This window comes from Streptomyces sp. SudanB182_2057 (assembly GCF_964272715.1).
Classification (GTDB): Bacteria; Actinomycetota; Actinomycetes; order Streptomycetales; family Streptomycetaceae; genus Streptomyces; species Streptomyces rubradiris.
This window is the reverse complement of record NZ_OZ186798.1, coordinates 530,460-552,554: the sequence shown is the minus strand read 5'-3', so window position 1 is coordinate 552,554 and position 22,095 is coordinate 530,460. Positions and strand designations below refer to the sequence as shown.

Here is a 22,095-nt window from a genome sequence, read left to right as displayed (position 1 = left end):
CGACGCCGTCGCGACCGGGAGCGGGAAGACGACGAGAACGAAGGAGACGAAGAAGACGGGGACTTGGGGAGGGCTGGTGCTAGGCGCGGCCGCGCCACGGCACGAGGGCGCGTTCCAGCCGCAGCAGCAGGCCGTCGATGATCAGGCCGGAGACGCCGATGGTGATGATGCCGACCAGTACGACGGGTGTGTTGTTGTAGTTGGCGGCGTCCTTGACCATGCCGCCGATGCCGGGCAGCCCGTTGACCAACTCGGCGGCCACCAGCGAGGAGTAGGCCACGCCCACGGCGAGCCGCACCCCGGTGAGCGTCTCCGGCAGCGCCGAGGGGACGACGACGTCCGTGACCACGTTCCACCGCGACGCACCGAGGGCACGGGCGGCCTCGGTCAGACTCCTCGGCACGGCTGCGACGGCCGTGGTGGTCGACACCGCCACCGGTGGGAAGGCGGCCACCGCCAGCAGCGTGATCTTCGGCTCCTCGTTGATGCCCAGCCAGATGACGAGCAGGGAGAAGTACGCCAGCGGCGGCAGCGTCCGCAGGAAGGTGATCCAGGGCTCGAACAGCGCGCGCACCCAGCCGACGGTGCCCATGAGCAGCCCGAACAGCACCCCGGCGGCGATGCCCAGACCGGCGCCGATCGCGATGCGACGCAGACTGATGCCCAGGTGCTCGACGAGGTAGGTGCCGTTGTACCCGCGTACTCCGTCGTGGGTCGTGGACACGTCGGCGAACGCGTCCCACACCTTGGCCGGCGGCGGGACCAGCGTCTCGCTCCAGGTGCCGCTCGCCGCCAGCAGCTGCCACAGCAGGAGGAAGACGAGGAGGGAGGCGGACGGCAGCAGCACCGGGCGAGTACGCGCCCACAGGTGCCGTACCCGGAGGGAGGGGGCGGGCGGCGGGCCGGCGTGGGGCCCGGCGGCGGGCGGCTTGGCCAGAGGGGGAGTCGTGGACACGGGCGTCCTCCATGGGACGCCGGGGAGGAACGGCCTCAAGGAGGGAGGGCGGCGGCCGGCCCCGGCGTGAGCGATGCTGAACGATGCGGACGGAGCACCCCGGCAGGGCGCGACACAGACCCTCGTCCGGGTGACGTCACCGGACGACGAGGGGCGCGGGAACAGACCGGATCAGCGACAACACGAGCCCGGACGCCGGCACAGGTCGATGACCAGGCGTCGCACCAAGGGCTCGGAGATCATGGTCCATTTGTACAACAGGCGCCTCCCCCGACCAAGAGCCCATCCATTCTGTGGAACACGGCGACGGCCGGTCGCGGTCACCGGGCGAGCGGCGCGGAGGACGGCAACCAGCCGATGCCGCCTACGCCGTTGACGCTCCGCGTGGCCCGGTATTAGCTGTCTCCGGCCTGTACGCCCGGGGCCACGGGACGTGTCGGCGAGGAGGAAGTATGCGGTACCTGACGCGAGTTGCCGCCGGGGCTGCCATATGGGGCGTCTGCGCGACGGCGCTGTCCGTGACCTCGGCGGCGGCCGTGGGTGAGGGGCGCCGGCCGCACACCGGTCTCGTGAGCACCGCCGCCGACGGGACCGGTGGGGACTCCGACTCGGTGAGTCCCCGACTCAGCGCGAATGGACGGCACATCGCCTTCGAGTCGTGGTCGGCGAACCTGGTGCCGGGCGACACCAACGGCATCAACGACATCTTCGTCAAGGACCGGCGGACGGGAGCGATCGAGCGGATCGACGTCGCGAGCGACGGCACCCAGGCCGACGTACCCCCGACCGCGTTCTCGCTCAGCGGGAACGGACGGTACGTCGCGTTCGACTCGCTCGACGGCGACCTCGTTCCCGGGGACACCCCCGACAGCGAGGACGTCTTCATCCGCGACCGCCGGACGGGGCGCACGGAAATCCTCATCGGGCCCGGCCCCGAGGGAAGCTTCACCTACGCCCCGTCCCTCAGCGCCGACGGACGCTACGTGGCCTTCACCTCCAGCCGCTCCGACCTGGTGCCGGGGGACACCAACGGCGAGACGGACGCCTTCGTCCACGACCGGTGGAAGCACACCACCCGGCGCGTGAGCGTCGCCACGGACGGCACCGAGGGCGGCGACCGGTCCAGGAGCGAGGCCATCAGCGCGGACGGGACCCGGATCGCCTTCACGAGCGAACGCCGCTTCGGCACCGGCGCCGAGGAGCCCGCGCCGGACCAGAGACGCCCGCGGTCCCGCTACTTCTACGTCCATGACACCCGGACCGGCCGGACCACACCGGCGGTGGTCGACCTCGACGGCGAGGAGACCCCCCTCAACGGCGACGTCGGCCTCAGCCCGGACGGACGCCACGCGCTCTTCTCCTCCCCGTACGCGAACCTGGTACCGGGCGACACCAACGGCGCGCGGGACCACTTCGCCAGGGACCTGACCACCGGTGCCACCCGGCGCCTCTCCCTGGCACACGACGGCTCCGAGCCGAACGACGACTCCGGGACCAGCCGCCCCCACCTCAGCGCCGACAACCGATACGCGGTGTTCACCTCCACCGCCTCCAACCTGGTGCCGGGCGACACCAACGGCACGGCCGACGCCTTCCGCCGGGACCTGCGCACCGGCGCCGTACAGCGGGTCGATGTCGCCGACGACGGGACACAGTCCAACGGAAGGACGGGCTTCCTCGCCATCGACGCCTCCGGGCGCACCGTGTCCTTCGACAGCGCCGCCGACAACCTGGTGCCCGGCGACACCAACGGCCACACGGACGTCTTCGTACGCGGCCCGCGCTGAGAGGCGGCACTCACGCGTCGTCGGACGCACGGGACCCGGCCGAGGGCGACGGCGCCCCGGTCCCGCCGGACCGCCGCCTCGCCCGTCAGCGGACCACGGGTGCCGCTCCGGGGCCGGCAGGCAGAGACACCCGGCCGCCGTGCGGGCAGGGCACGATCCGGTCCGCGAGGCCGAGCCGGCCGGCCTCGGCCAGGAAGGCGGACAGCGGCGAGCGCATCACCGTGTAGTCCTCGTAGTGCACCGGCAGCACGGCGCGGGGGCGAAGACGCCGGACCAGTTCGGCGCCCTGCGCGCCGTTCATGGTGACCAGGAAGCCGCCCGGCAGACGAGTGCCGCCCAGGTGGAGCACGGCCAGGTCGGCGGCCGGGAAGCGGTGGCCGATCTCCTCCAGGCCGTCGTAGAGGAGCGTGTCGCCGGAGACGTACAGCCGCAGCCGTGCCGGACCGCCCACGGCACCGAACTCGATCATGCTGCCCATCACGGGCGGCAGCAGCCCCCGCAGCACCGGGTGCCCGGCGTGCCGTCCGGGCAGCGCGGTGACCGTGGCCCGTACCCCTCCCCGGTCGAGGGCGAGCGCCTGCCAGGTCCGCAGTCCCGCCGTCCGCCGGAAACCGTGCAGCACTTTCAGCCGGCGTGCGGCATGGGGAGTGCTGAGGACCGGAACCGTACGGTCCAGGGACCGCCGGGCCCTGCGGTCCCAGTGATCGCCGTGCAGGTGGGAGAGCACGACGCCGTCGAGACGGGGCAGGTCCTCCGGGGCGAGGGCGGGCTCCGTCAGGCGCCGGCTCAGCAGTCCGTAGCCGAGATGGGCGTACTCGCCGCGGTGCAGGAAGTTCGGGTCGGTGAGCAGGGTCAGGGGGCCGTACCGCAGCAGTACCGTGGCATTGCCGATGAACCGTAGATCGAGCGCGTCGTCGGTGGACCCGTCCGTGCCGGCCATGGAGTCATCCGCTCCTTCCGCCCGGGCCGCCGGCGAACACGCCCCGGCCGCCCCGCTCGCTCAGTGTCCGTATGCCCGGTGGCGGGGCAGCGGTCCCGCGCCGGCCCGCCGGCCCGGCCGCTGCGCCGCGTGCCGCTGCCCGGGGCCGGGGCCGGAGCGGGCCGCCAGGGCATCGGCGACGGCGCCGGTCGCGAAGGCGTAGACCGCCTTGTGCACCAGGTCCACCGCCAGCTCCGCGCGCGGCCAGGTCTGCGGCGGGGCGCCGACCCCGGTGGCGTTCTCCAGGATCTGGTCGTTGGTCAGCCTCACCACGGCGAACTGCGCCGACGCCACCGGCCCGCGCAGCCCGGCATGCGCCATCACCGACCGCACCACGCCCAGCAGCGCCCCTTGCCCGTAGTGCATCGCCCAGTTCACCGAGCGTGGCGGTGACGGCCGCCCGGGCATGCCCGTCAGCCGCTCCAGCGTGCGCGCCGGAACGTACGAGTTCGGCCGGCCGGTCAGGCGCTGCTCGGCCTTCTCGCCCAGGGTCATCACCGCGACCCCGGCCGCACCCGCTAGGAGCCCCTGCCACATGGCGCGTTTCATCATGCCGGACGCGTACCCCCGCACCGGGCGTCCTACCGCGCCCGCGACGGGGCCGGCACCCCTGCGGGCTCCGCCCGGCTCGCGGCGGCCGGTGGCCCATGCTTCCCGACGAAGCGCCCCACCCCCGGCGAACTGCGACGTTCACGGCGATACGGCTCCGCCGCCCACCCCGGGCCGGGACGGCACTCGTAGGAAGCTACAAGGCGGCGGTCCCGCTGTGCCCGCGATTCATGTTTTCGGCGCCTGGCTGATTCCTCCGGCCCGCTGTGTACTGCTCTGACAAGCCCGAACGGCGAAGAAGGGGGAAGGCCTTGTCGAAGACGCTGCCCGGCGGGCACCGCGCGCCTCGCGCCGCGGTCGCGTCCACCGCCAACCCGCCACGATCCACGACGAGCGCGGCGTCGCCGGCCACGCCCGCGGGCCTCGGCCCCGCCCGCGCCCGGTCTCCCCGGAGCACCCCCGCCGCGTCCGGCCGGACCCCTGTTCGTGCGGGTGCCGCCGCCTCCCCGAAGGTACCCGCACTCCACCCCACGGCATTCGACAAGGAGCAACCGTGACCGTGAACACCGCGACCATCGTGCAGAACGAGCAGGAATGGATGCAGCAGGCCATCGCCGTCGCCACCGACAGCGCGAACAGCGGCGGCGGCCCCTTCGGCGCCCTGATCGTCAAGGACGGCGTGGTCGTCGCGACCGCGCACAACCAGGTCACCGCGACGAACGACCCGTCCGCGCACGCCGAGGTCAACGCGATCCGCGCCGCCTGCCGGGAACTGGGCACCTTCATCCTCGAAGGCTGCACCCTGATCACCTCGTGCGAGCCGTGCCCGATGTGCCTGTCCACCGCCCTGTGGGCGCGCCTGGACCGGCTCGTCTACTGCGCCGACCGCAACGACGCCGCGGTGGCCGGCTTCGACGACCGCAAGTTCTACGACCTGTTCGAGAAGCGGCCCACCGAAGCGTGGCCCCTGGAGGTCGCCCACGTGGACCTGCCGGAGCGCACCGCGCCGTTCGACGCGTGGATCGCGAAGTCGGACCGCGTCGACTACTGACCGACGGAAACGGAACCCCGCGCCGGGTGAATAACGGGGGCCGAAACCTCTTGAATTCCGTGGCCTCAGCCACTATTTTGCGGTACACATCGAACCATAACCGCCGAAAGGAGGCGACCAGCGGATGTACACCAGCTCTGATCTCGGTCGCCTCGCTCGCCGCACGGTCTGGGTTCCGGGTCGCATCGCACACGGCTGCTGAACACGCCGTTCCGGTGTGCCCGTTCGTGGCACGCCCCGAGTCTTCCTCCACGACATCCCGGCACGTCGTCATCGCGTGTCGTTTTGCGCCCGCTGCTCTCACGTGGCGCGTCTGAGCACAGAAAGCTGCCTGAAATTGGCGAACATGATGAATCGATCGATCGCGCACCGGATTGAAGGCCCGTCATGGTAGCGGCGCGTATCACGGTCAATGGAAAAGAGACACCGATTTCGCCGGCCGCGCCCCACACCACGGTGCTGGATTTCCTGCGCGAGCGCGGCCTCACCGGCACCAAGGAAGGCTGCGCCGAGGGTGAGTGCGGCGCCTGTTCGATCCTGGTGGCCCGTCCCGGGGTGAACAAGGCCACCGACTGGGTGGCGGTCAACGCCTGCCTGGTCCCGGTCGCGGCGCTCGACGGCCAGGAGGTCGTCACCGCCGAAGGTCTCGCCACCGCCGGCGAACCCGGCAAGCCGTCCACCCTGCACCCCGTGCAGGAGGAGATGGCGGTCCGCGGCGGCTCCCAGTGCGGCTACTGCACCCCGGGATTCATCTGCAGCATGGCCGCCGAGTACTACCGGCCCGATCGCTGCGCGCACGCGGACCCGGCCGGCCACGCCGACGCCGAGCACGGCCCGAACGGCTTCGACCTGCACGCGCTGAGCGGAAACCTGTGCCGCTGCACCGGCTACCGCCCGATCCGCGACGCCGCGTTCGCCGTCGGCACGCCCGCCGAGGAGGACCCGCTGGCGCGGCGCCGCGAGCAGGACCCGCCCGCGCCGGTCGCCACCGAGTACACCCAGGACGACAGCGCGTTCGTGCGCAAGAACACCCTGGCGGAGACGCTCCGGCTGCTGCGCGAGCGGCCCGACGCCGTGGTGGTCGCCGGCTCCACCGACTGGGGTGTGGAGGTGAACATCCGCTCCCGCCGCGCGGAGTGCGTGGTCGCCATCGACCGGCTGCCCGAACTGCGCGAGCTGCGCGTGGCACCCGATGTCATCGAGATCGGGGCGGCACTGACCCTCACCGAGATCGAACGCCGCCTCGACGGCGAGATCCCGCTGCTGGCCGAGCTGTTCCCGCAGTTCGCCTCCCGGCTCATCCGCAACGGCGCGACCCTCGGCGGCAACCTCGGTACCGGCTCGCCCATCGGTGACAGCCCGCCGGTGCTGCTCGCGCTGGAGGCGTCGCTGGTGCTCGCCGACGCCGACGGCGAGCGCGAGGTTCCGCTGGCGGAGTACTTCACCGGCTACCGGCAGAGCGTGCGCCGGCCCGGCGAACTGATCCGCGCGGTGCGCATCCCGCTGCCGCTGTCCCCGGTCACGGCCTTCCACAAGATCGCCAAGCGGCGCTTCGACGACATCTCCAGCGTGGCGGTCGCCTTCGCGCTCGACATCGAGGACGGGATCGTCCGCAAGGCACGCATCGGACTGGGCGGCGTGGCCGCCACCCCGATCCGCGCCCTCGCCACCGAGGCGGCCCTCACCGGCAAGCCGTGGGCGGCGGAGACCGTCGACGCCGCGGCCCAGGTGCTGCGGGCCGAGGGCACGCCGATGAGCGACCACCGTGCCAGCGCCGACTACCGCTCCGCGATGCTCGGCCAGAGCCTGCTCAAGCTGTACGCTGGAACCACCGAGGCGGTGTCGTCATGAGCCATCTGTCCGAACGCCCCGAGAACCCCGTAGTCGGCGTCCCGATGCCGCACGAGAGCGCCGCCCTGCACGTCACCGGCACCGCGCTCTACACCGACGACCTGGTCTGGCGCACCAAGGACGTGCTGCACGCCTACCCGGTCCAGGTCATGAAGGCCCACGGCAGGATCACCGCACTGCGCACCGAGCCCGCGCTCGCCGTGCCCGGCGTGGTGCGCGTGCTGACCGGTGCCGACGTGCCCGGTGTCAACGACGCGGGAATGAAGCACGACGAGCCGCTCTTCCCCGACGAGGTCATGTTCCACGGCCACGCGGTCGCCTGGGTGCTCGGCGAGACCCTGGAGGCGGCCCGGCTCGGCGCGGCGGCCGTCGAGGTGGAGCTGGAGGAGCTGCCCTCCCTGGTCACCCTCCAGGACGCGATGGCGGCCGGCAGCTACCACGGCGCCCAGCCCCTGATGGAGACCGGTGACATCGACGCCGGCTTCGCCGACTCCGCGCACGTGTTCACCGGTGAGTTCCAGTTCGCCGGTCAGGAACACTTCTACCTGGAGACGCACGCGGCGCTGGCCCAGATCGACGAGAACGGGCAGGTGTTTATCCAGAGCAGCACCCAGCACCCCTCGGAGACCCAGGAGATCGTCTCCCACGTGCTCGGCGTGCCCGCCCACGAGGTGACCGTGCAGTGCCTGCGGATGGGCGGCGGCTTCGGCGGCAAGGAGATGCAGCCCCACGGGTTCGCGGCCGTCGCCGCGCTCGGCGCCAAGCTGACCGGCCGGCCGGTCAGGTTCCGGCTCAACCGGACGCAGGACCTGACCATGTCCGGCAAGCGGCACGGCTTCCACGCCAAGTGGAAGATCGGGTTCGACGCGGAGGGCCGCATCCAGGCCCTGGACGCCACCCTGGTAGCGGACGGCGGCTGGAGCCTGGACCTGTCCGAGCCGGTGCTGGCCCGCGCGCTGTGCCACATCGACAACACCTACTGGATCCCCAACGCGCGCGTCGCCGGCCGCATCGCCAAGACCAACACGGTCTCCAACACCGCCTTCCGAGGCTTCGGCGGACCGCAGGGCATGCTGGTGATCGAGGACATCCTCGGCCGCTGCGCGCCACGGCTCGGCCTGGACCCCACGGATCTGCGCGAGCGCAACTTCTACCGGCCGGGCCAGGGCCAGACGACGCCGTACGGACAGCCGGTCACGCAGGCCGAACGGATCGCCACCGTCTGGCAGCAGGTCAAGGACGACGCGGGCATCGCCGACCGCAAGCGGGAGATCGCCGCCTTCAACGCCGCGCACCCGCACACCAAGCGGGCGCTCGCGCTCACCGGCATCAAGTTCGGCATCTCCTTCAACCTCACCGCCTTCAACCAGGGCGGCGCGCTGGTGCTGATCTACAAGGACGGCTCGGTCCTGATCAACCACGGCGGCACCGAGATGGGCCAGGGCCTGCACACCAAGATGATGCAGGTGGCCGCGACCACCCTGGGCATCCCGCTGCACAAGGTGCGGCTGGCCCCGACGCGTACCGACAAGGTGCCCAACACCTCGGCCACCGCCGCCAGTTCCGGGGCCGACCTCAACGGCGGGGCGATCAAGAACGCCTGCGAGCAGCTGCGCGAGCGACTGCTGCGGGTGGCCGCCAGCCAGCTCGGCGGCAACGCCTCGGACGTGCGCATCGTCGGAGGTGTCGCACGCCTGCTGGGCAGCGACAAGGAGCTGGCCTGGGACGACCTGGTGCGCACGGCGTACTTCCAGCGGGTCCAGCTGTCGGCGGCCGGTTTCTACCGGACCGAGGGGCTGCACTGGGACGCCAAGACGTTCCGCGGCTCGCCGTTCAAGTACTTCGCCCATGGCGCCGCCGCGACCGAGGTGGAGGTGGACGGCTTCACCGGCGCCTACCGCATCCGGCGGGTGGACATCGTGCACGACGTGGGCGACAGCCTGTCCCCGCTGATCGACATCGGCCAGGTCGAGGGCGGCTTCGTGCAGGGCGCGGGCTGGCTGACGCTGGAGGACCTGCGCTGGGACACCGGGGACGGGCCGCACCGCGGCCGGCTGCTGACCCAGGCCGCCAGCACCTACAAACTGCCGAGCTTCTCGGAGATGCCCGAGGAGTTCAACGTCACGCTGCTGGAGAACGCCACCGAGGAGGGCGCGGTCTACGGCTCCAAGGCGGTGGGCGAGCCGCCGCTGATGCTGGCGTTCTCGGTGCGGGAGGCGCTGCGGCAGGCCGCCGCCGCGTTCGGCCCGGGCGGGACGAGTGTCGAGCTGGCCTCGCCCGCGACACCCGAGGCGGTGTACTGGGCGATCCAGGCGGCTCGGCAGGGTGGTGCATCCCGGAACGGGCAGGTCCGCGACGGGTTCGCCGTCAACGGGCACGCCGGGAACGGGCACGCCGGGAACGGGCAGGTCGCCGACGGCAGGGACCGGACCGGCGCGGAAGCGCTGCACGGTGCCTGACATGACGTGGGTCGCCGCGGTCGCGCGGTTGCGGGCACGCCGGGAACCCGGCGTGCTGGTGACCGTCGCGACCGTGCGCGGCCACGCCCCGCGCGACGCCGGTGCGAAGCTCGTGGTGGGGCGCGGCGAGACATGGGGCTCGATCGGCGGCGGCAATGTCGAGGCCGTCGCGATCGACCGGGCCCGCGAGATGATCGCCGCGTCCGAGCCGAAGCCGGAGCTGATCGATTTCGCCCTGAACGACAAGGTGACCAACCAGCACGGCGTGCAGTGCTGCGGCGGCACGGTCTCGGTGCTGCTCGAACCCCTGCGGGTGGTGCGGGCGGTGGCCATCTTCGGCGTCGGGCACGTCGGCCTGGAACTGGCGCGGATCCTGGCCCGCCAGGACCTCGACCTCCATCTGATCGACAGCCGTTCCGACGTCCTCGCCGAGGACCGGCTCGGCGTGCTGGCGGACGCGGTGGCGCAGGTGCACGTGCATCACACGCCGCTGCTGCCCGAGGAGGTGCTGGAAGAGCTGCCGCGCGGCACCCACGTCCTGATCATGACCCATGACCACGCCGAGGACGCCGCGCTCTGCGACGCCGCCCTGCGCACCAGCCACCTCGGCTCCATCGGGCTGATCGGGTCGGCCGCCAAGTGGGCGCGGTTCCGCAAACGCCTGGCCACCGAGGGCGGCCACGAGGACGCCGCCATCGACCGGATCAAGACCCCGATCGGGCTGTCCGGCATCACCGGCAAGGAGCCGGCGACCATCGCCGTGAGCGTCGCCGCCGATCTGCTGCGCACCTTCGAGTCCGAGGGTGACGACTGACTCCCCCACGGGATGGACGGGGTGCCCCGCGCTCGTGCCGGAGCATGGCGCGGGGCGCCCTTGTCACAGGTCGGCGGCGTCCACCACGTCACCCAGGTCGACGAACTTGAAGCCGGTCGCCGTACGGGTGCCGCCCTCGCCGTCGGGGACCTCCGGGGTGTCGTGGCCGTCCTGGACGACCAGCAGACCGTTCGGGTAGCGGCTGCCCAGCGGGGCGTTCAGGACGGCGGCGCCGTCGCACTCCTCCGACCCGTCGAGCGTCGCGGAGGCCGCGCCGACACGGAAGCCGCCCTCGTACTCGTTGTGCTCGCTCACCTCGCGGTCGAACAGGGCGAAGGTGTCGTCGCCCTGGCTGGAGGCGAAGAGGTAGCCGTCCCCGTCGGCTTCCTGGAACAGGGTCAGCCCCTCGACGTCCGCGGTCAGGTGCTCGCCGCCGAAACCGGGGTCGGTGCCGGCCGCGCACTCCTCGGTGGCCTCGTCGTAGACGCCGGGGACGCCGTACTCGCGGACCTTGTCCACCAGGACCGGCCGGTCGGTCAGGTCGGCGCGCAGCCGCCAGATGCCGACGTCCTCCTGGCCGGCGTACAGGGTGCCGGTGTCCGGGTCCACCACCATGCCCTCGACCTGGGGGAGTTCACCGGGCTCGGCGCAGGGCGACCAGGTGGTGCCGTCGGGCAGCCGGAACGACGCCGGGAGGTCGAGGGTGCGGACCTTGCGGTAACCGACGGTGCCGCGCGCGGTCGGGGTCAGTTCCAGCAGGGCGAGCCGGGTCCGCTCCCGCTGGCTGACCAGGGCGTAGGAGCGGCCGGTGGTCTTGTCGCGCCAGGTGGCGAGGCCGTACGCGGTGCGCTGGTCGTTGATCTCGGCCTGGTCGGCGGAGAAGACCGGGGCCGCGGCCGGGTCGGTGATGTCGGTCAGCGGCGCGCTCGGCCTGGCCGGGTCGATGCGGTAGATCCGCAGCCGGTCGTTGCCCCGGTCGCTGACCACGGCCACGTCGGTCCGGCCGGCGGGGGTGCTCAGGCCGGTGACGAGGTCGACGTTGTTGAAGCGGCCCGGGGCGTCGTCCTCGGCCGCCGGACGCGGCGCGGGCAACGACTGCACCAGCCGGGCGTCCAGGCCGTACACGCGCAGGCCGCCCTTCTTCGCCGTCGCTATGACGAGGCTGCGGTCCGGGTCGGCCGCGTTGCGCCAGATCGCGGGGTCGTCCGCGTCGGAGTCGCCGCCCGCCTCGTCGTCGTAGAGGGCGGGGGTCTCGCCGGCCGGGGTGACCGTCGGCAGGCCCGCGTCGTCGGCCCCGGCGGGGGCGGCGGTCAGGAGGGCGAGCAGGGCGGCGCCCAGGGCGAGGGTGGCGGCCTTGCGCGGAGTGCGATGCGTTCTCACAAGCGCTTCCTTGGTCGGTGTCGTGGACACGCCGATCTTGGAGGGAGAACTTTGCCTTCAGGGAACCGTGAGCTGGACACCTGGTCACGGACAGGACGACCGCACGCCAACTGTCGTTCATCACGCAACAGGACGCCTGCCCCAAGCGCTTTCCGCCGGGCAGACGTCCTGTTCGCGGTCCGGGCGGCCGGCCCACCGGTCACGGGCCCGTGACCGGTGCGGGGCTGGGCTCAGCGGCGACCCCGCAGCTTCCGCACCAGTTCCCGTGCCTGGGCACGGCGGCGCGGATCGGCGGCGGTCCTGCGCGCCTGTTCGATCGTTCGCCGGCCCTGCGGGCTCCTCGCGAACTGCTTGATGCGTTCGACAACTCCGGCCATGACGCTCCTCCCGTCGTCGTGCTCCGCTTCTTCCGAGGCACTCGTCGAGTGACCGAATACCCGGTGACCGGCGGTCCACCCCCTTCCGGCCGGGGATCGGCCAGGCGAAGGGCGTTTCGCGGCAGTCGTCCGAGGCCGGCCGCGGACTGGCGCGCGGCGCGGAGCCGGTCGGTGGATTCGGTCGGCCACTACGCGGCGAGGCCCGGCCACTGGTGCCGGCCGCGTGCTCACGGCGGGGGAGGCAGTCGAGCGGGCATCTCGGCGGTGACCGAGAACTCGCCGACGTAGTACGGGCGTTGAGGCGCCTTCGGCAGGGCGCGCCTGTTCTCCCGGCGCTCGCTCGGCGGCGGCTCGCTGCCTGCCGGCGGAAGCGGCGCCCCGGCCCCCGCCTCGCCCGGTGCGCGCCGCAAGGCGCGCACCGGCGGGCCGGAGGTGTGGCCTAGCAGGTCCCGAGGTCTTCCCAGACACCCCACTGGCCGGTGCTGCCGGGCTTGTCGCCCGTCACCCACCACTTGGCACGCCAGGTGTGGCCGCCGTAGGTGACGGTGTCGCCGCCGTTGTAGACGTGCGCGGCGTCCCAGGCCGGCGCGGTGCAGGTGTCTTCACCGCCACCGCCGCCGCTGCCACCGTCGCCGCCGCCGATGTTGACGTCGACGCAGGAGTAGAAGGCGTTGGCGGTGTCCGCGACGTTCCAGACGGCGAGCACCTTCTGCCGACCGGTGAAGCCGCCGAAGTCCACCTGCTGGCTGACGTCCGCGGCCGGCTGCTGGTTGCGGCCGTCGAACTCGGCGATCTTCTGGCCACCGATGAAGTACTGCCAGTTGGCGGTGGCGTGCCGGGCGGTGTTGTGCCACGTGAACGTCGCCGTCGTGCCGACCGGCGTGGCCTTCCAGCCCTTGCTGTCGTTGTCGAGCTCGGCGTACTCCGCGTGTCCGCCACTACAGCTCTGCAGGCCCTTCGGCCCTTCGACGCTCTGCGGTTCGTACTTGATCTGGCCGCAGTCGACGGCGCCCTCCGCGCACTGCTGCTGCCTGCTCGTGGGCAAGGTGACCCAGCCGTGGGCGCTGGCCGTGCTCGCCGGGAGGCTGACGGCGATCACCGGGGCGACCAGCGCGCCGATCGCGAGAGCCGCTCGTCTTTTCGTGTTCATGCCGTGCCACTTCCTTCGGTGTGTGTCGGAACCGTTGTCGGCGCAGCCCGGCCGTGCCGGACGAGTCGAGGCGCCGGCCGAAGAGGTCTGGACCTGTTGCGTGTTAGGTCTAGACCATAGTCGTAGACCGGATTCGGTCAAGAGGCTGGACAAGGTGAAACGCGCGTCCTGGGGGCCAGGTGGCCGGATCGCCTGTTGACCCGGGCGGGCGGGCCGGGGTTGGCTCGGCTCGGGCCGTAGGGCGGCAGGGGGTGCCGTCCGGTCGAGCCGCCCGCGTTCCGGCGGCGGTGACCGGCTCGGGCGGGCAGGGGAGGACACATGAGGTTCCGGGGACCGGCCGTCTTACCGGTGGTGGTGCTGGCCTGCGCGGCGGGCGTGGTTCCGGCGGCGGCCGTACCGCAGGCGCGCGACGCGGTGCGGCATCCGGCGCCGGTGGTGGTGAGTACGGCGGCGGACGGCACCCCGGCCGACGGGGACTCGGCAGGCGCCGTGCTCAGCGGGAACGGCCGCTTCGTGGCCTTCCTCTCGGACGCCGACAACCTGGTGCCGGGCGACACCAACGGCCTCGCCGACGTCTTCGTGAAGGACCTGCGTACGGGTGCCGTGGACCGGGTCAACGTCGCCAGTGACGGCGGCCAGGCCGACGCCACCGCCTCGCACGTCTCGGTGAGCGCGGACGGCCGCTACGTCGCGTTCGACTCCGGCGCCGGCAACCTCGCGCCCGGGGACATGCCCGGCGCCTGGGACGTCTTCGTGCACGACCGGATCACCGGGCGTACCGAGGTCCTGGTGGCCAACCCGGGCGGGGTCCCCGGGAACAGCTACGACCCGGTGATCAGCGCGAACGGCCGCTACGTGGCGTACGCCTCCTACCGCGACGACCTGGTGCCGCAGGACACCAACAGCGGGATCGACGTGTTCGTGCACGACCGGGCGGGGGGGACCACGAGGCTGGTCAGCGTCTTCACCGACCACCTCGAGGGAACCAGCACCTCCCTGGCGCCCTCGATCAGCGCGGACGGCACCAGGATCGCGTTCCGCCGGATGTGGTACCCGCCGCGCGGGTCGGCCGCGCGGCAGCCGCGGGCGCCGAGGCCCTGGTGGTTCTACGTCCACGACACCCGCACCGGGAAGACCGTGCCCGCGGCCGTCGACCGCGACGGCGGCACCCTCGGCATGCCGGCGTCGCCCGCTACGGGCCTCAGCCCGGACGGGCGCTACACGGTGTTCTCCTCTTCGTCGGCCGACGTGGTGGACGGCGACACCAACGACGCCGCCGATGTGTTCGTCCGTGACCTGGCCGCCGGGACCACCCGGCGCGTGAGCACCGCCGCCGACGGCACGCAGGCGCGCGACAGTTCGGGGCGCGGCCTGCTCGGCGCGGGCGGGCGGCGGGCGTTCTTCGTCTCCGCCGCGGACAACCTCGTGCCCGGCGACACCAACGGCGCCTCCGACGTGTTCGCGAAGGACCTGCGCACGGGAGGGGTGCGGCGGCTGGACGTGGCCGCGGACGGCACCGAGAGCGCCACCGGGACGTACGAGGTGACCGCGGACGCCGTCGGCCGCACCGTCGCCTTCCCGCACGACGACGGCCTGGCACCGGGCGACACCAACGGCCACCGGGACATCATCGCCGTGCGCCTGCGCTGACGGCGGCCCGCGCGCCGGACGGGGCGGACCGGGTGGACGAGGCGCAGACCGGGCTCAGAGCAGGCCGGGGCTTTCGATGGTCGCCTCCGCCAGCGACTTGCGGGTGAGGTCCGGGACCTCGCAGTCGGCCGCCGCGTAGCCGATGGGGAAGAGGATGTAGGGCCGTTCGTTGCCGGGCCGCTCGCAGATCTCGGTGAGGAAGCCCATCGGGTTGGGTGTGTGCGTCAGGGTGCTCAGCCCCATCGCCTGCAGGGCGGCGATGAAGAAGCCGCAGGCGATGCCCACACTCTCGTTCACGTAGTAGTTCTTGCGCAGCGAACCGTCCGGCAACGCGGTGCTCTTCTCGGCGAAGCAGACGACGATCCACGGCACGACGTCGAGGTAGCTCTTGTCCGAGTCCGTCTCCAGGCGCGCGAGCGCGGCGCGCCACTCCGGCGGGATCCGTCCGCCCTCGTAATTGACCCGTTCCTCCTCCTCGGCGGCGACCCGGATCCGGTGCTTGGTCGCGGCGTCACCGATCACGGCGAACTTCCAGGGCTGGAGGTGCGCCCCGGACGGGGCGGTGTTCGCCGCGGCGATGGCGAGGTCGACGCACGCCCGGGGCACCGGCTCGTCGCTGAAGAACCGCACGCTGCGCCGGCGTTCGAGGAACGACACGAAGTCCTTCCCCCGCCGGACCATCTCGGCCTCGTCGTACCGGTCGGGCCGGTAAGGGGTGAACGGGTGGGTGTGCTGCCTCACGACTGCTCCTCGTGGACGGGGAGCCACAGCGTGGGCCACCGGCAGACGAATACGCAACAGACCCTTCGATCCCTTGCTAATCTGACAAAAAATAGGGTGTGAAGGTGTCTCCGAGGTCGCAGATCGGCAGGTGCGGTGGCACGACAGGGACTCGACAGGCTCGACGGCCGGATGCTGCGCCTGCTGCGGGAGCGCCCGCGTGCGGGCCTGCTGGAGATCGCCCGCCAACTCGGCGTCGCGCGCGGCACGTTGCAGGCCCGGCTCGACCGGCTGACCGGCTCCGGCGTGGTGACCGGCTACGGACCGGACGTGGACGTCGCCGCCCTAGGCCACGTGGTCGAGGCGTTCACCACGTTCGAAGTGGACCAGTCGGCCCGTGAGGCGATCGTCGCGCGTCTCCGCGCCGTGCCGCAGATCCTCGAGGCCCACATCGTGACGGGTCCCGGTGACATCTGGTGCCGCATCGCGGGTACGAGCAATCAGCACGTACAACAGGTGATCGACCATGTCCTCGAGGTGCCCGGCGTCCGCCGCAGCACGACGGTGATCGCGCTGAGCGCGGTCATCCCTTACCGGGTCCAGCCCTTGGTCGACGAGCTGGCCGGTCTGCCGAAGAGGCCGGACGCGCGTCAGCCATGACCGGAACCGGCCCCGCGGCCAGGCGGCGGCTTCGTGTCAGGGCAGGGCGAGGACGCAGAACTCGTGGCCCTCCGGGTCGGTGAGACACGTCCATGGGACATCGCCCTGACCGAGGTCCAGGTCGGTGGCGCCGAGAGCCCGCAGCCGCGTCACCTCCGCCGCCGCGTCGTCACCGGGGTACGGCAGCAGGTCGAGATGGACGCGGTCCGGCACGGTCTTCACATCGGGCGTGCGGAGAAACACGAGTTGGGGTCCATAGCCCTTGGCGGACCGCAACACCGCCTGTTCTTCGGTCACTTCGTGCGGGATCCAGTCCGTCGCCGCACCCCAGAACCGGGCCATCGCCCGCGGGTCCGCGCAGTCGACCACCACCCTGGCGACCGGCCCGGTGTCCCGGTACGTCTCCCGGGGCTCCAGTACACACAACTCGTTCCCCTCCGGGTCGGCGAGGACCGTCCACGGCACTGTGCCCTGGCCCACCTGGGCGGGCTTCGCGCCGAGCGCCCGCAAGCGCGCGACCAGCTCCGCCTGATGGGCGGCGGAGGTGGTGGCGAGATCGAGGTGCACGCGGTTCTTCGTCGCTGTCCTGGGTTCCGGGACGGGAACGACATCGACGCAGACGGTCTCCGGGTGTGGCCAGACGAGGCCACCGGCGGGCCCCACATAGGTGGTGACGCCGGGGTGGTAAGCGGTCCAGCCGAGCGCCTCCGCCCAGAACCGGCCGACCGCCGTGCTGTCGAGAGCTTTTATGTTCACCTGAACCGGCCGCAGCGCCATGCCGACGATCCTATGTGCGGCCCGCACCGGGCCGGGGGCGTTTCCTCCGGGCAGTGGGCTGCCACGCTCGCCAACGCGTTCGGGTCCGGCGGCCACGACGTCAGTCTCGTCTTCACCCGGTGACGAGGGATACGCGACCGCCACGACGGCGGGGTGATCCCGCACGGCCGGCTCTCCGCGGCAGCGCTCGGCCCCGCCCTGCGCGCACCGTTGCAGAGCAACACTCCGGCAACGGATCCCGCGCCACGCTCCTGACCGGCCAGGACGGCGGCACGGGGGACGGCAACGTCCGTGCAACAGGCGCTGCGCGTCGCCCCGCTTCCGGGTTGTGGGCCGCAACGCCCCCGGCTTCGGCCATCCTGGTTCCACCGTCCGCGATCGGCCGGATGGGGGGCATGTCCCGTCGTACGGCGGCGGGTCGCACGAATGGAGCGCGCGGTGGACCGTCCTCTGTTGTCACCGAGATCAGCCTTGGTACTTCTGCTCGCCCTGCTCACCGGCGTGACGGCGAGCGGGCTGACGGCCGTCGCCGGGGAAGGAACGGCCCGCGGCCTGCTCGCGGGCCTCGCCGCCACGGGACTGGCCGTGCCGTTCTTCAACCGCCTCATCACCGCCGAGGACGACGCCCCACGGCCCCCGGCCCCCGTCGGCGCCGGCCCGGCCGAGAGGGACAGCGATGGGTGAACTGCGTCCGCTCGGCGAGGACTTGAACGACGACTCCCGGGCATTGGCCGAGGCGCTGCGCGAGCTGTTCGAGAGCCTCGATGTGTCCGTCCGCCGGTACGCGGCCCGGCGCCGGCTCGACCCGGGCACGGTCTCGCGGTACCTCAACGGCACCCGGTTACCGCCGTGGCAGGTGATCAGCGATCTCTTCACCGACGTCGCCGAGCATCGCGGGACCGCGGTCACCACCGAGGCCATCGAGTTGGTGCGGGGCCTGTACGGCTCGGCCGTGGACGCCGCCTCGTCGCCCAAGCACGCGGTGGAGATCCTGGAGCGGCAACTGGCCGACGCCGACCATGTGTCCCGGCGGTCCAGCGTCCGCGGGGACGTCCTCGGCGACGCGCTGCTGGACCGCACCCTGCGCATCGCCGACCTGGAGACGCGGCTCAACCAGCTCGAAGTCGACCGCATCGCCGAGCAGCGGCGGGCGGACGAGTTCGCCAAGGCCCACCCGGACGTCTACGGCCTCATCCAGGAGCGCGACGCGCTCCAGCTGGAGGTCGAGCGGCTCGGCGCGGCCCTGAAGGAGGCACAGGCCCAGCGCGCCGCGGCGGAGGACCGCTGCGATCTCCTCGAACGCCAGCTGGACGCCGTCGAGCAGGCCACGACGGCCGTGCTGCCGACGGGACGGCAGGGCATGCCCAAGATCCTCGTCGTGGACGACCAGCCGGACAACCTGCTGGCGATGACCGCCGTACTGGCGACGCTGGAGCAGGAACTCGTCACCGTCTCCTCCGGCCGGGAGGCCCTCAAGGCCCTGCTCGACCACGACGACTTCGCCGTCATCATCATGGACGTGCAGATGCCGGAGATGGACGGTTACGAGACCTGCGCCCACATCAAACGCCGCCCGAGGACCCGGGACGTGCCCATCATCTTCCTGACGGCGATGGGCACGGGGTCCGAGCACTCCGCCCGTGGGTACGCGGCCGGCGCCGTCGACTACATCAGCAAGCCCTTCGACCCGTGGGCCCTGCGCGCCAAGGTCGCCGTGTTCACCTCGATCTACCTGGAGCGGCACGGGCAGTAGACGGCTTGCCGACGCGGTGGGTACCGGTGACTCACCCGGACGAAGCGGGGGCGGATTCCGGACTCGGCGGAGGGAGAGGCGTACGCGCGCGGCGGTGAGCCCTTACGGTGAAGGTGAAGGTGCCGACGGGTTCCCGGGGTCCTTGTCGATCACGACATCGGCCGGGGCCCGACGCGCTGACGGAACCGGGTCCGCGCCCGCCTGCTTCAAGGGGGTTCGAAGTGCGACGAGCCATCGTGATGGGCGGGAGTTTCGCCGGGCTGCTCGCGGCTCGCGTGCTGGCCGACCATGCCGAGGAAGTGGTCGTCGTCGACCCCGACGGCGCGGACGGCTCGGGTCAGGGGGCGCCGCACAGACGGCAGTTGCACGCGCTGTTGTCGATGGGCCACGCGCAGCTCGACCGCTGGCTGCCCGGCATCACCGAGGAACTCGTGGCCGGCGGCGCCCAGGTGGGAAGAGGCCCGCAAGTGCGGTACTACGTCGACGGAGTGCTGAAGGCATGCGTTCCGGACAACACCCTGCTGGGCGCCACCCGGCCGTTCCTCGAGGAGCACGTGCGCCGGCGGGTGCTGGCCCTGCCCCAGGTCACCGTGATGACCGCGCGGGCCCGGGACCTGATCTTCGACGGCACACGCGTCCGCGGCGTCCGCGTACTGCCCGCCGAGGACACCGCGCGGCCCCACGACCTCGCCGACCTGAGCGGTGACCTGGTCGTCGACGCCATGGGCCGCTCCAGCCGGCTGGGCATGTGGCTGGCCGGGCACGGGTGGGACAGCCCGCCCATGGAGCGGATGAAGGTGGACCTCGGGTACGCCACCGCCACGTTCCACCGCGGGGACGAACTTCCCGATACGGTGGTCGCCCACGCGACGCCGGGCCCCGCCAACGGCTACGAACAGCGCCTCAGCGAACCCGGCGCCCTCGTGGCGGTCGAGCGGAACCGGTGGTCCGTGGTGCTGGTCGGATACGGCGACTACCGGCCCGGTCGGGACCCCGAGGAATTCCTGCGGCGCATGCGCCGGTGCGTCGCCCCACTGCGTGAGGTGGCCGACCGCTGCCGCTGGGACGGGGACATCGAGACGTTCCACTTCCCCGAGAGCCGACGGCGCGACTTCACCCGGCTTGGGCGCTTCCCCGGGGGACTCGTCGCCGTCGGCGACGCCGTCGCCTCCGTCAACCCCGTATACGGCCAAGGGCTCACCCTCGCCACGCTCGCCGCCTCGTCGCTGTCGGCGCACCTGCGCTCGGGGGCCTCCCCACAGGCGCCGGCCTGGGACTACTTCCGGCGGCTCGGCGTCGTCGTGGACGCGGCATGGAAGGTCTCCGCGGCCGCCGATCTCGCCCAGCCGCATGTGACGGGCCCGTACCCGCCGGGCTACCGGCTGCTCCGCTGGGTCGGTGACAAGGTCGTGGAGGCCTCCGTGATCGACCGGGCCGTCAACGAGGAGTTCATGGCCGTGGTGAACATGCGCAAACACCCGCGCGCTCTCACGAGCCCGCGCCTTCTCCTGCGGACGGCGCGGGTCCTGACGGGGATCCACTGACCGTCGCGGCGTGCGGGGGCGGGCCCGCCATCAGGGCCTTTCCGGTCCGCGAGGCTGCCGGTCAGTCCAGCAGGGCGGCCGTGAACGCCTCGCGGTGGTCCGCCAGCCACGTCCGCACGCGGTCCCAGCGTTCCCATCCGCCCCGCTCGGCCAACGCCCGGAGATAGACGGGGTCACCGTCGGCCACCCGGCGGGCGACGAAGGCCCGGCAGACTTCCGTGGCCTGCTCGACGACGCCGGGCAACGCGGCGCGGTCCCGCGCCGGGAGCCCGTAGCCGTCGGCGAGGATCCGCAGCCGTGCGGGCGCGTCCAGCCCGGAGGGGTAGAGGCCGGCCGCGGACACGGGGTCGAGCATGGGCACCCAGTAGCGAGCGGTCATGGCGAGGTCCCACAGGGGACGGCCCGGGGCCGCCAAGTCGAAATCGATCAGGGCGACGGCACGGCCGTCGCGGAAGACGACGTTGTCCGGACACACATCGTTGTGGCACAGCGTCGTTCCCCCCTCCGGATCGGCCAGGTCCCGGGGCCACTCGGCACGGGTGTCGACCGCGACGGCAGCGCCGGCCTCGTGCAGGCGCCGCAGCAGACTCCCCACCGACGCGAGGGCGGCCGTCGTCATCGCCCAGTCCGGGTAGGGCGGCAACGCCACGTCTCCCGGGATGAACGTCAACTGCTCGCGCCCGCCCGCGGTGAGGCCGACAGGGGCCGGCGCCGCGTCGAAGCCGTGCTCCTTCAGCGCGCGCAGCCAGGCATGCAGCGTGCGCGCGTTGCGCGGTGCCGGGCGCTCGACCAGCCCACCGCGGCGGAAGACCGCCCCCGCGTTCGCCATCCCGCCGACCAGCGCCTCGCCCTCAGCCGTCATGACGATCACGCTACCTCCGGACCGCCTTCGCGCGTACCCGGGCGCGAACAAGCGGCCCCTGCGCCTCCGGCCTTCCGGAACGACGACACGGGTGCCGCGTCGCACGCGCCGCCCCGCCCACCTCGGCCGTGTCCACGTGTGTGTCAGTCGAAGAGGGCGACGACCCCGTTCACCCAGACCGCGAGGAACGCGAGGGCCCCCACCAGACAGCCGACGCCCACCAGCACATCGCTCAGGGACCGCGGCCGGGCGGGCTCCCCGTACTCCTCCTCCAGGCCGTCCCGGTAGGAGTCCGGGTCGTCCCAGTCGACCGCGCGCCCCAGCTCCCCGGCGCACGCGGTCCGCACCGCGACCAGCTGACGCTCCGCGAAGGCGTCGGCGGCCATCGCCTCGGGGCCGCGCCAGGCAAGGGCCTTCATCCGCCGCGCGGCAGACCCGTAGCGCGCCTCGAAGGCGGCGGTCTCCTCGGCGTCCCGGTCCTCTTCCAGGTACATCCAGCGCCCGGCCTCGGCGGCGTCGCCGTAGAGCCGGTACACCTCGGCCAGACGCCGGCGGAGCGTCAGGTCGTACGGGAAGGACGACACGAGACCGCGCAGACGCTGGCGCGCGAGGGGAACCCGGCCGGCGGCCAGGTCCGCGTCGACTCGGGCAAGGGTCTCACTCAGGGGCATGAACGTATGATCGACCACCGTGCCGAGTCACCGCGACCGGGTTTCGCCGCTCAGCGCCCGCTCGCTCCCGGCGGCGACGGCCGGACCTCACCGGGACGGCTCAACC

At 72.4% G+C, this 22,095-nt stretch carries 20 protein-coding genes; 10 read left to right on the top strand and 10 right to left on the bottom strand.

The window, feature by feature from the left end; genetic code table 11:
* Positions 1 to 79: 79 nt before the first annotated feature.
* Complete coding sequence (locus ACSURM_RS02125) at positions 80 to 955, bottom strand: ABC transporter permease (RefSeq protein WP_436952881.1); 876 nt, start codon at positions 953 to 955, stop codon at positions 80 to 82.
* 452 nt (positions 956 to 1,407) lie between these two features.
* Between ACSURM_RS02125 and ACSURM_RS02120 the strand changes: the two genes are divergently transcribed.
* The gene (locus ACSURM_RS02120) at positions 1,408 to 2,742 is read left to right on the top strand and encodes a hypothetical protein (protein WP_436952879.1); all 1,335 of its coding nucleotides are present in this window, start codon (positions 1,408 to 1,410) and stop codon (positions 2,740 to 2,742) included.
* Positions 2,743 to 2,827: 85 nt separating this feature from the next.
* Here ACSURM_RS02120 and ACSURM_RS02115 read toward each other — a convergent pair whose 3' ends face one another.
* Both ACSURM_RS02115 and ACSURM_RS02110 read right to left on the bottom strand, forming a co-directional pair.
* On the bottom strand, positions 2,828 to 3,682 hold the full coding sequence (locus tag ACSURM_RS02115; protein WP_436952877.1) for an MBL fold metallo-hydrolase: 855 nt from the start codon (positions 3,680 to 3,682) through the stop codon (positions 2,828 to 2,830).
* Between the two features lie 60 nt (positions 3,683 to 3,742).
* Positions 3,743 to 4,273 carry a hypothetical protein gene (locus ACSURM_RS02110; RefSeq protein ID WP_436952875.1) on the bottom strand — a complete coding sequence of 177 codons (531 nt, stop codon included), beginning with the start codon at positions 4,271 to 4,273 and terminating at the stop codon, positions 3,743 to 3,745.
* A gap of 550 nt (positions 4,274 to 4,823) precedes the next feature.
* Between ACSURM_RS02110 and ACSURM_RS02105 the strand changes: the two genes are divergently transcribed.
* From ACSURM_RS02105 to xdhC, 4 genes are all read left to right on the top strand, one after another.
* A complete protein-coding gene (locus ACSURM_RS02105) occupies positions 4,824 to 5,321 on the top strand; it encodes a nucleoside deaminase (protein ID WP_359043899.1) in 498 nt (165 codons plus the stop codon).
* A gap of 387 nt (positions 5,322 to 5,708) precedes the next feature.
* Positions 5,709 to 7,172 (top strand): xanthine dehydrogenase small subunit, encoded by a 1,464-nt coding sequence (locus ACSURM_RS02100; RefSeq protein WP_436952873.1) that lies wholly within the window; start codon positions 5,709 to 5,711, stop codon positions 7,170 to 7,172.
* Positions 7,169 to 9,631: a xanthine dehydrogenase molybdopterin binding subunit gene (xdhB, locus tag ACSURM_RS02095; protein ID WP_436952871.1), complete on the top strand. Its 2,463-nt coding sequence runs from the start codon at positions 7,169 to 7,171 to the stop codon at positions 9,629 to 9,631. Before ACSURM_RS02100 ends, xdhB begins: the two co-directional genes overlap by 4 nt.
* A 1-nt stretch (position 9,632) precedes the next feature.
* Positions 9,633 to 10,445, top strand: coding sequence for a xanthine dehydrogenase accessory protein XdhC (gene xdhC / locus ACSURM_RS02090; protein WP_436952869.1), 813 nt, complete (start codon positions 9,633 to 9,635; stop codon positions 10,443 to 10,445).
* 63 nt (positions 10,446 to 10,508) lie between these two features.
* Here xdhC and ACSURM_RS02085 read toward each other — a convergent pair whose 3' ends face one another.
* From ACSURM_RS02085 to ACSURM_RS02075, 3 genes are all read right to left on the bottom strand, one after another.
* Positions 10,509 to 11,825: a phytase gene (locus tag ACSURM_RS02085; protein ID WP_436952867.1), complete on the bottom strand. Its 1,317-nt coding sequence runs from the start codon at positions 11,823 to 11,825 to the stop codon at positions 10,509 to 10,511.
* A gap of 230 nt (positions 11,826 to 12,055) precedes the next feature.
* Positions 12,056 to 12,202, bottom strand: coding sequence for a hypothetical protein (locus tag ACSURM_RS02080; protein ID WP_289969038.1), 147 nt, complete (start codon positions 12,200 to 12,202; stop codon positions 12,056 to 12,058).
* 439 nt (positions 12,203 to 12,641) lie between these two features.
* Positions 12,642 to 13,352, bottom strand: coding sequence for a lytic polysaccharide monooxygenase (locus tag ACSURM_RS02075; RefSeq protein WP_436952865.1), 711 nt, complete (start codon positions 13,350 to 13,352; stop codon positions 12,642 to 12,644).
* A gap of 318 nt (positions 13,353 to 13,670) precedes the next feature.
* Here ACSURM_RS02075 and ACSURM_RS02070 point away from each other — a divergent pair, with 318 nt between their 5' ends.
* Positions 13,671 to 15,002, top strand: coding sequence for a TolB family protein (locus ACSURM_RS02070; protein ID WP_436952863.1), 1,332 nt, complete (start codon positions 13,671 to 13,673; stop codon positions 15,000 to 15,002).
* Positions 15,003 to 15,056: 54 nt separating this feature from the next.
* Here ACSURM_RS02070 and ACSURM_RS02065 read toward each other — a convergent pair whose 3' ends face one another.
* The gene (locus tag ACSURM_RS02065) at positions 15,057 to 15,743 is read right to left on the bottom strand and encodes a nitroreductase family protein (RefSeq protein WP_436952862.1); all 687 of its coding nucleotides are present in this window, start codon (positions 15,741 to 15,743) and stop codon (positions 15,057 to 15,059) included.
* Between the two features lie 135 nt (positions 15,744 to 15,878).
* Between ACSURM_RS02065 and ACSURM_RS02060 the strand changes: the two genes are divergently transcribed.
* A complete protein-coding gene (locus ACSURM_RS02060; RefSeq protein ID WP_436952860.1) occupies positions 15,879 to 16,382 on the top strand; it encodes an Lrp/AsnC family transcriptional regulator in 504 nt (167 codons plus the stop codon).
* A gap of 36 nt (positions 16,383 to 16,418) precedes the next feature.
* Here the strand turns inward: ACSURM_RS02060 and ACSURM_RS02055 are convergent, their stop codons facing one another.
* Positions 16,419 to 17,159 carry a VOC family protein gene (locus ACSURM_RS02055; RefSeq protein ID WP_436952858.1) on the bottom strand — a complete coding sequence of 247 codons (741 nt, stop codon included), beginning with the start codon at positions 17,157 to 17,159 and terminating at the stop codon, positions 16,419 to 16,421.
* A gap of 453 nt (positions 17,160 to 17,612) precedes the next feature.
* Here ACSURM_RS02055 and ACSURM_RS02050 point away from each other — a divergent pair, with 453 nt between their 5' ends.
* The 3 genes from ACSURM_RS02050 (at position 17,613) to ACSURM_RS02040 (ending at position 20,456) form a co-directional block, all read left to right on the top strand.
* Positions 17,613 to 17,843 carry a hypothetical protein gene (locus ACSURM_RS02050; protein ID WP_436952856.1) on the top strand — a complete coding sequence of 77 codons (231 nt, stop codon included), beginning with the start codon at positions 17,613 to 17,615 and terminating at the stop codon, positions 17,841 to 17,843.
* On the top strand, positions 17,836 to 18,912 hold the full coding sequence (locus tag ACSURM_RS02045) for a response regulator (protein WP_436952854.1): 1,077 nt from the start codon (positions 17,836 to 17,838) through the stop codon (positions 18,910 to 18,912). The genes ACSURM_RS02050 and ACSURM_RS02045 overlap by 8 nt, the downstream gene beginning before the upstream one ends.
* 221 nt (positions 18,913 to 19,133) lie before the next feature.
* Complete coding sequence (locus tag ACSURM_RS02040) at positions 19,134 to 20,456, top strand: NAD(P)/FAD-dependent oxidoreductase (RefSeq protein ID WP_436952852.1); 1,323 nt, start codon at positions 19,134 to 19,136, stop codon at positions 20,454 to 20,456.
* A gap of 61 nt (positions 20,457 to 20,517) precedes the next feature.
* On the opposite strand, the gene ACSURM_RS02035 is transcribed toward ACSURM_RS02040, so the two are convergent.
* Both ACSURM_RS02035 and ACSURM_RS02030 read right to left on the bottom strand, forming a co-directional pair.
* Positions 20,518 to 21,318 (bottom strand): phosphotransferase, encoded by an 801-nt coding sequence (locus ACSURM_RS02035; protein WP_436952850.1) that lies wholly within the window; start codon positions 21,316 to 21,318, stop codon positions 20,518 to 20,520.
* A gap of 143 nt (positions 21,319 to 21,461) precedes the next feature.
* The gene (locus ACSURM_RS02030; protein ID WP_436952848.1) at positions 21,462 to 21,989 is read right to left on the bottom strand and encodes a DUF6584 family protein; all 528 of its coding nucleotides are present in this window, start codon (positions 21,987 to 21,989) and stop codon (positions 21,462 to 21,464) included.
* Positions 21,990 to 22,095 lie beyond the last annotated feature (106 nt).

What these genes read in the sequence shown, in the direction of transcription:
- ACSURM_RS02120 (WP_436952879.1), top strand. Translation starts at nt 1,408, where the DNA reads ATGCGGTACCTGACGCGAGTTGCCGCCGGGGCTGCCATATGGGGCGTC.
- ACSURM_RS02115 (WP_436952877.1), bottom strand. Translation starts at nt 3,682, where the DNA reads ATGGCCGGCACGGACGGGTCCACCGACGACGCGCTCGATCTACGGTTC.
- ACSURM_RS02110 (WP_436952875.1), bottom strand. Translation starts at nt 4,273, where the DNA reads ATGATGAAACGCGCCATGTGGCAGGGGCTCCTAGCGGGTGCGGCCGGG.
- ACSURM_RS02100 (WP_436952873.1), top strand. Translation starts at nt 5,709, where the DNA reads ATGGTAGCGGCGCGTATCACGGTCAATGGAAAAGAGACACCGATTTCG.
- xdhB (WP_436952871.1), top strand. Translation starts at nt 7,169, where the DNA reads ATGAGCCATCTGTCCGAACGCCCCGAGAACCCCGTAGTCGGCGTCCCG.
- xdhC (WP_436952869.1), top strand. Translation starts at nt 9,633, where the DNA reads ATGACGTGGGTCGCCGCGGTCGCGCGGTTGCGGGCACGCCGGGAACCC.
- ACSURM_RS02080 (WP_289969038.1), bottom strand. Translation starts at nt 12,202, where the DNA reads ATGGCCGGAGTTGTCGAACGCATCAAGCAGTTCGCGAGGAGCCCGCAG.
- ACSURM_RS02075 (WP_436952865.1), bottom strand. Translation starts at nt 13,352, where the DNA reads ATGAACACGAAAAGACGAGCGGCTCTCGCGATCGGCGCGCTGGTCGCC.
- ACSURM_RS02070 (WP_436952863.1), top strand. Translation starts at nt 13,671, where the DNA reads ATGAGGTTCCGGGGACCGGCCGTCTTACCGGTGGTGGTGCTGGCCTGC.
- ACSURM_RS02055 (WP_436952858.1), bottom strand. Translation starts at nt 17,159, where the DNA reads ATGGCGCTGCGGCCGGTTCAGGTGAACATAAAAGCTCTCGACAGCACG.
- ACSURM_RS02045 (WP_436952854.1), top strand. Translation starts at nt 17,836, where the DNA reads ATGGGTGAACTGCGTCCGCTCGGCGAGGACTTGAACGACGACTCCCGG.
- ACSURM_RS02035 (WP_436952850.1), bottom strand. Translation starts at nt 21,318, where the DNA reads ATGACGGCTGAGGGCGAGGCGCTGGTCGGCGGGATGGCGAACGCGGGG.
- ACSURM_RS02030 (WP_436952848.1), bottom strand. Translation starts at nt 21,989, where the DNA reads ATGCCCCTGAGTGAGACCCTTGCCCGAGTCGACGCGGACCTGGCCGCC.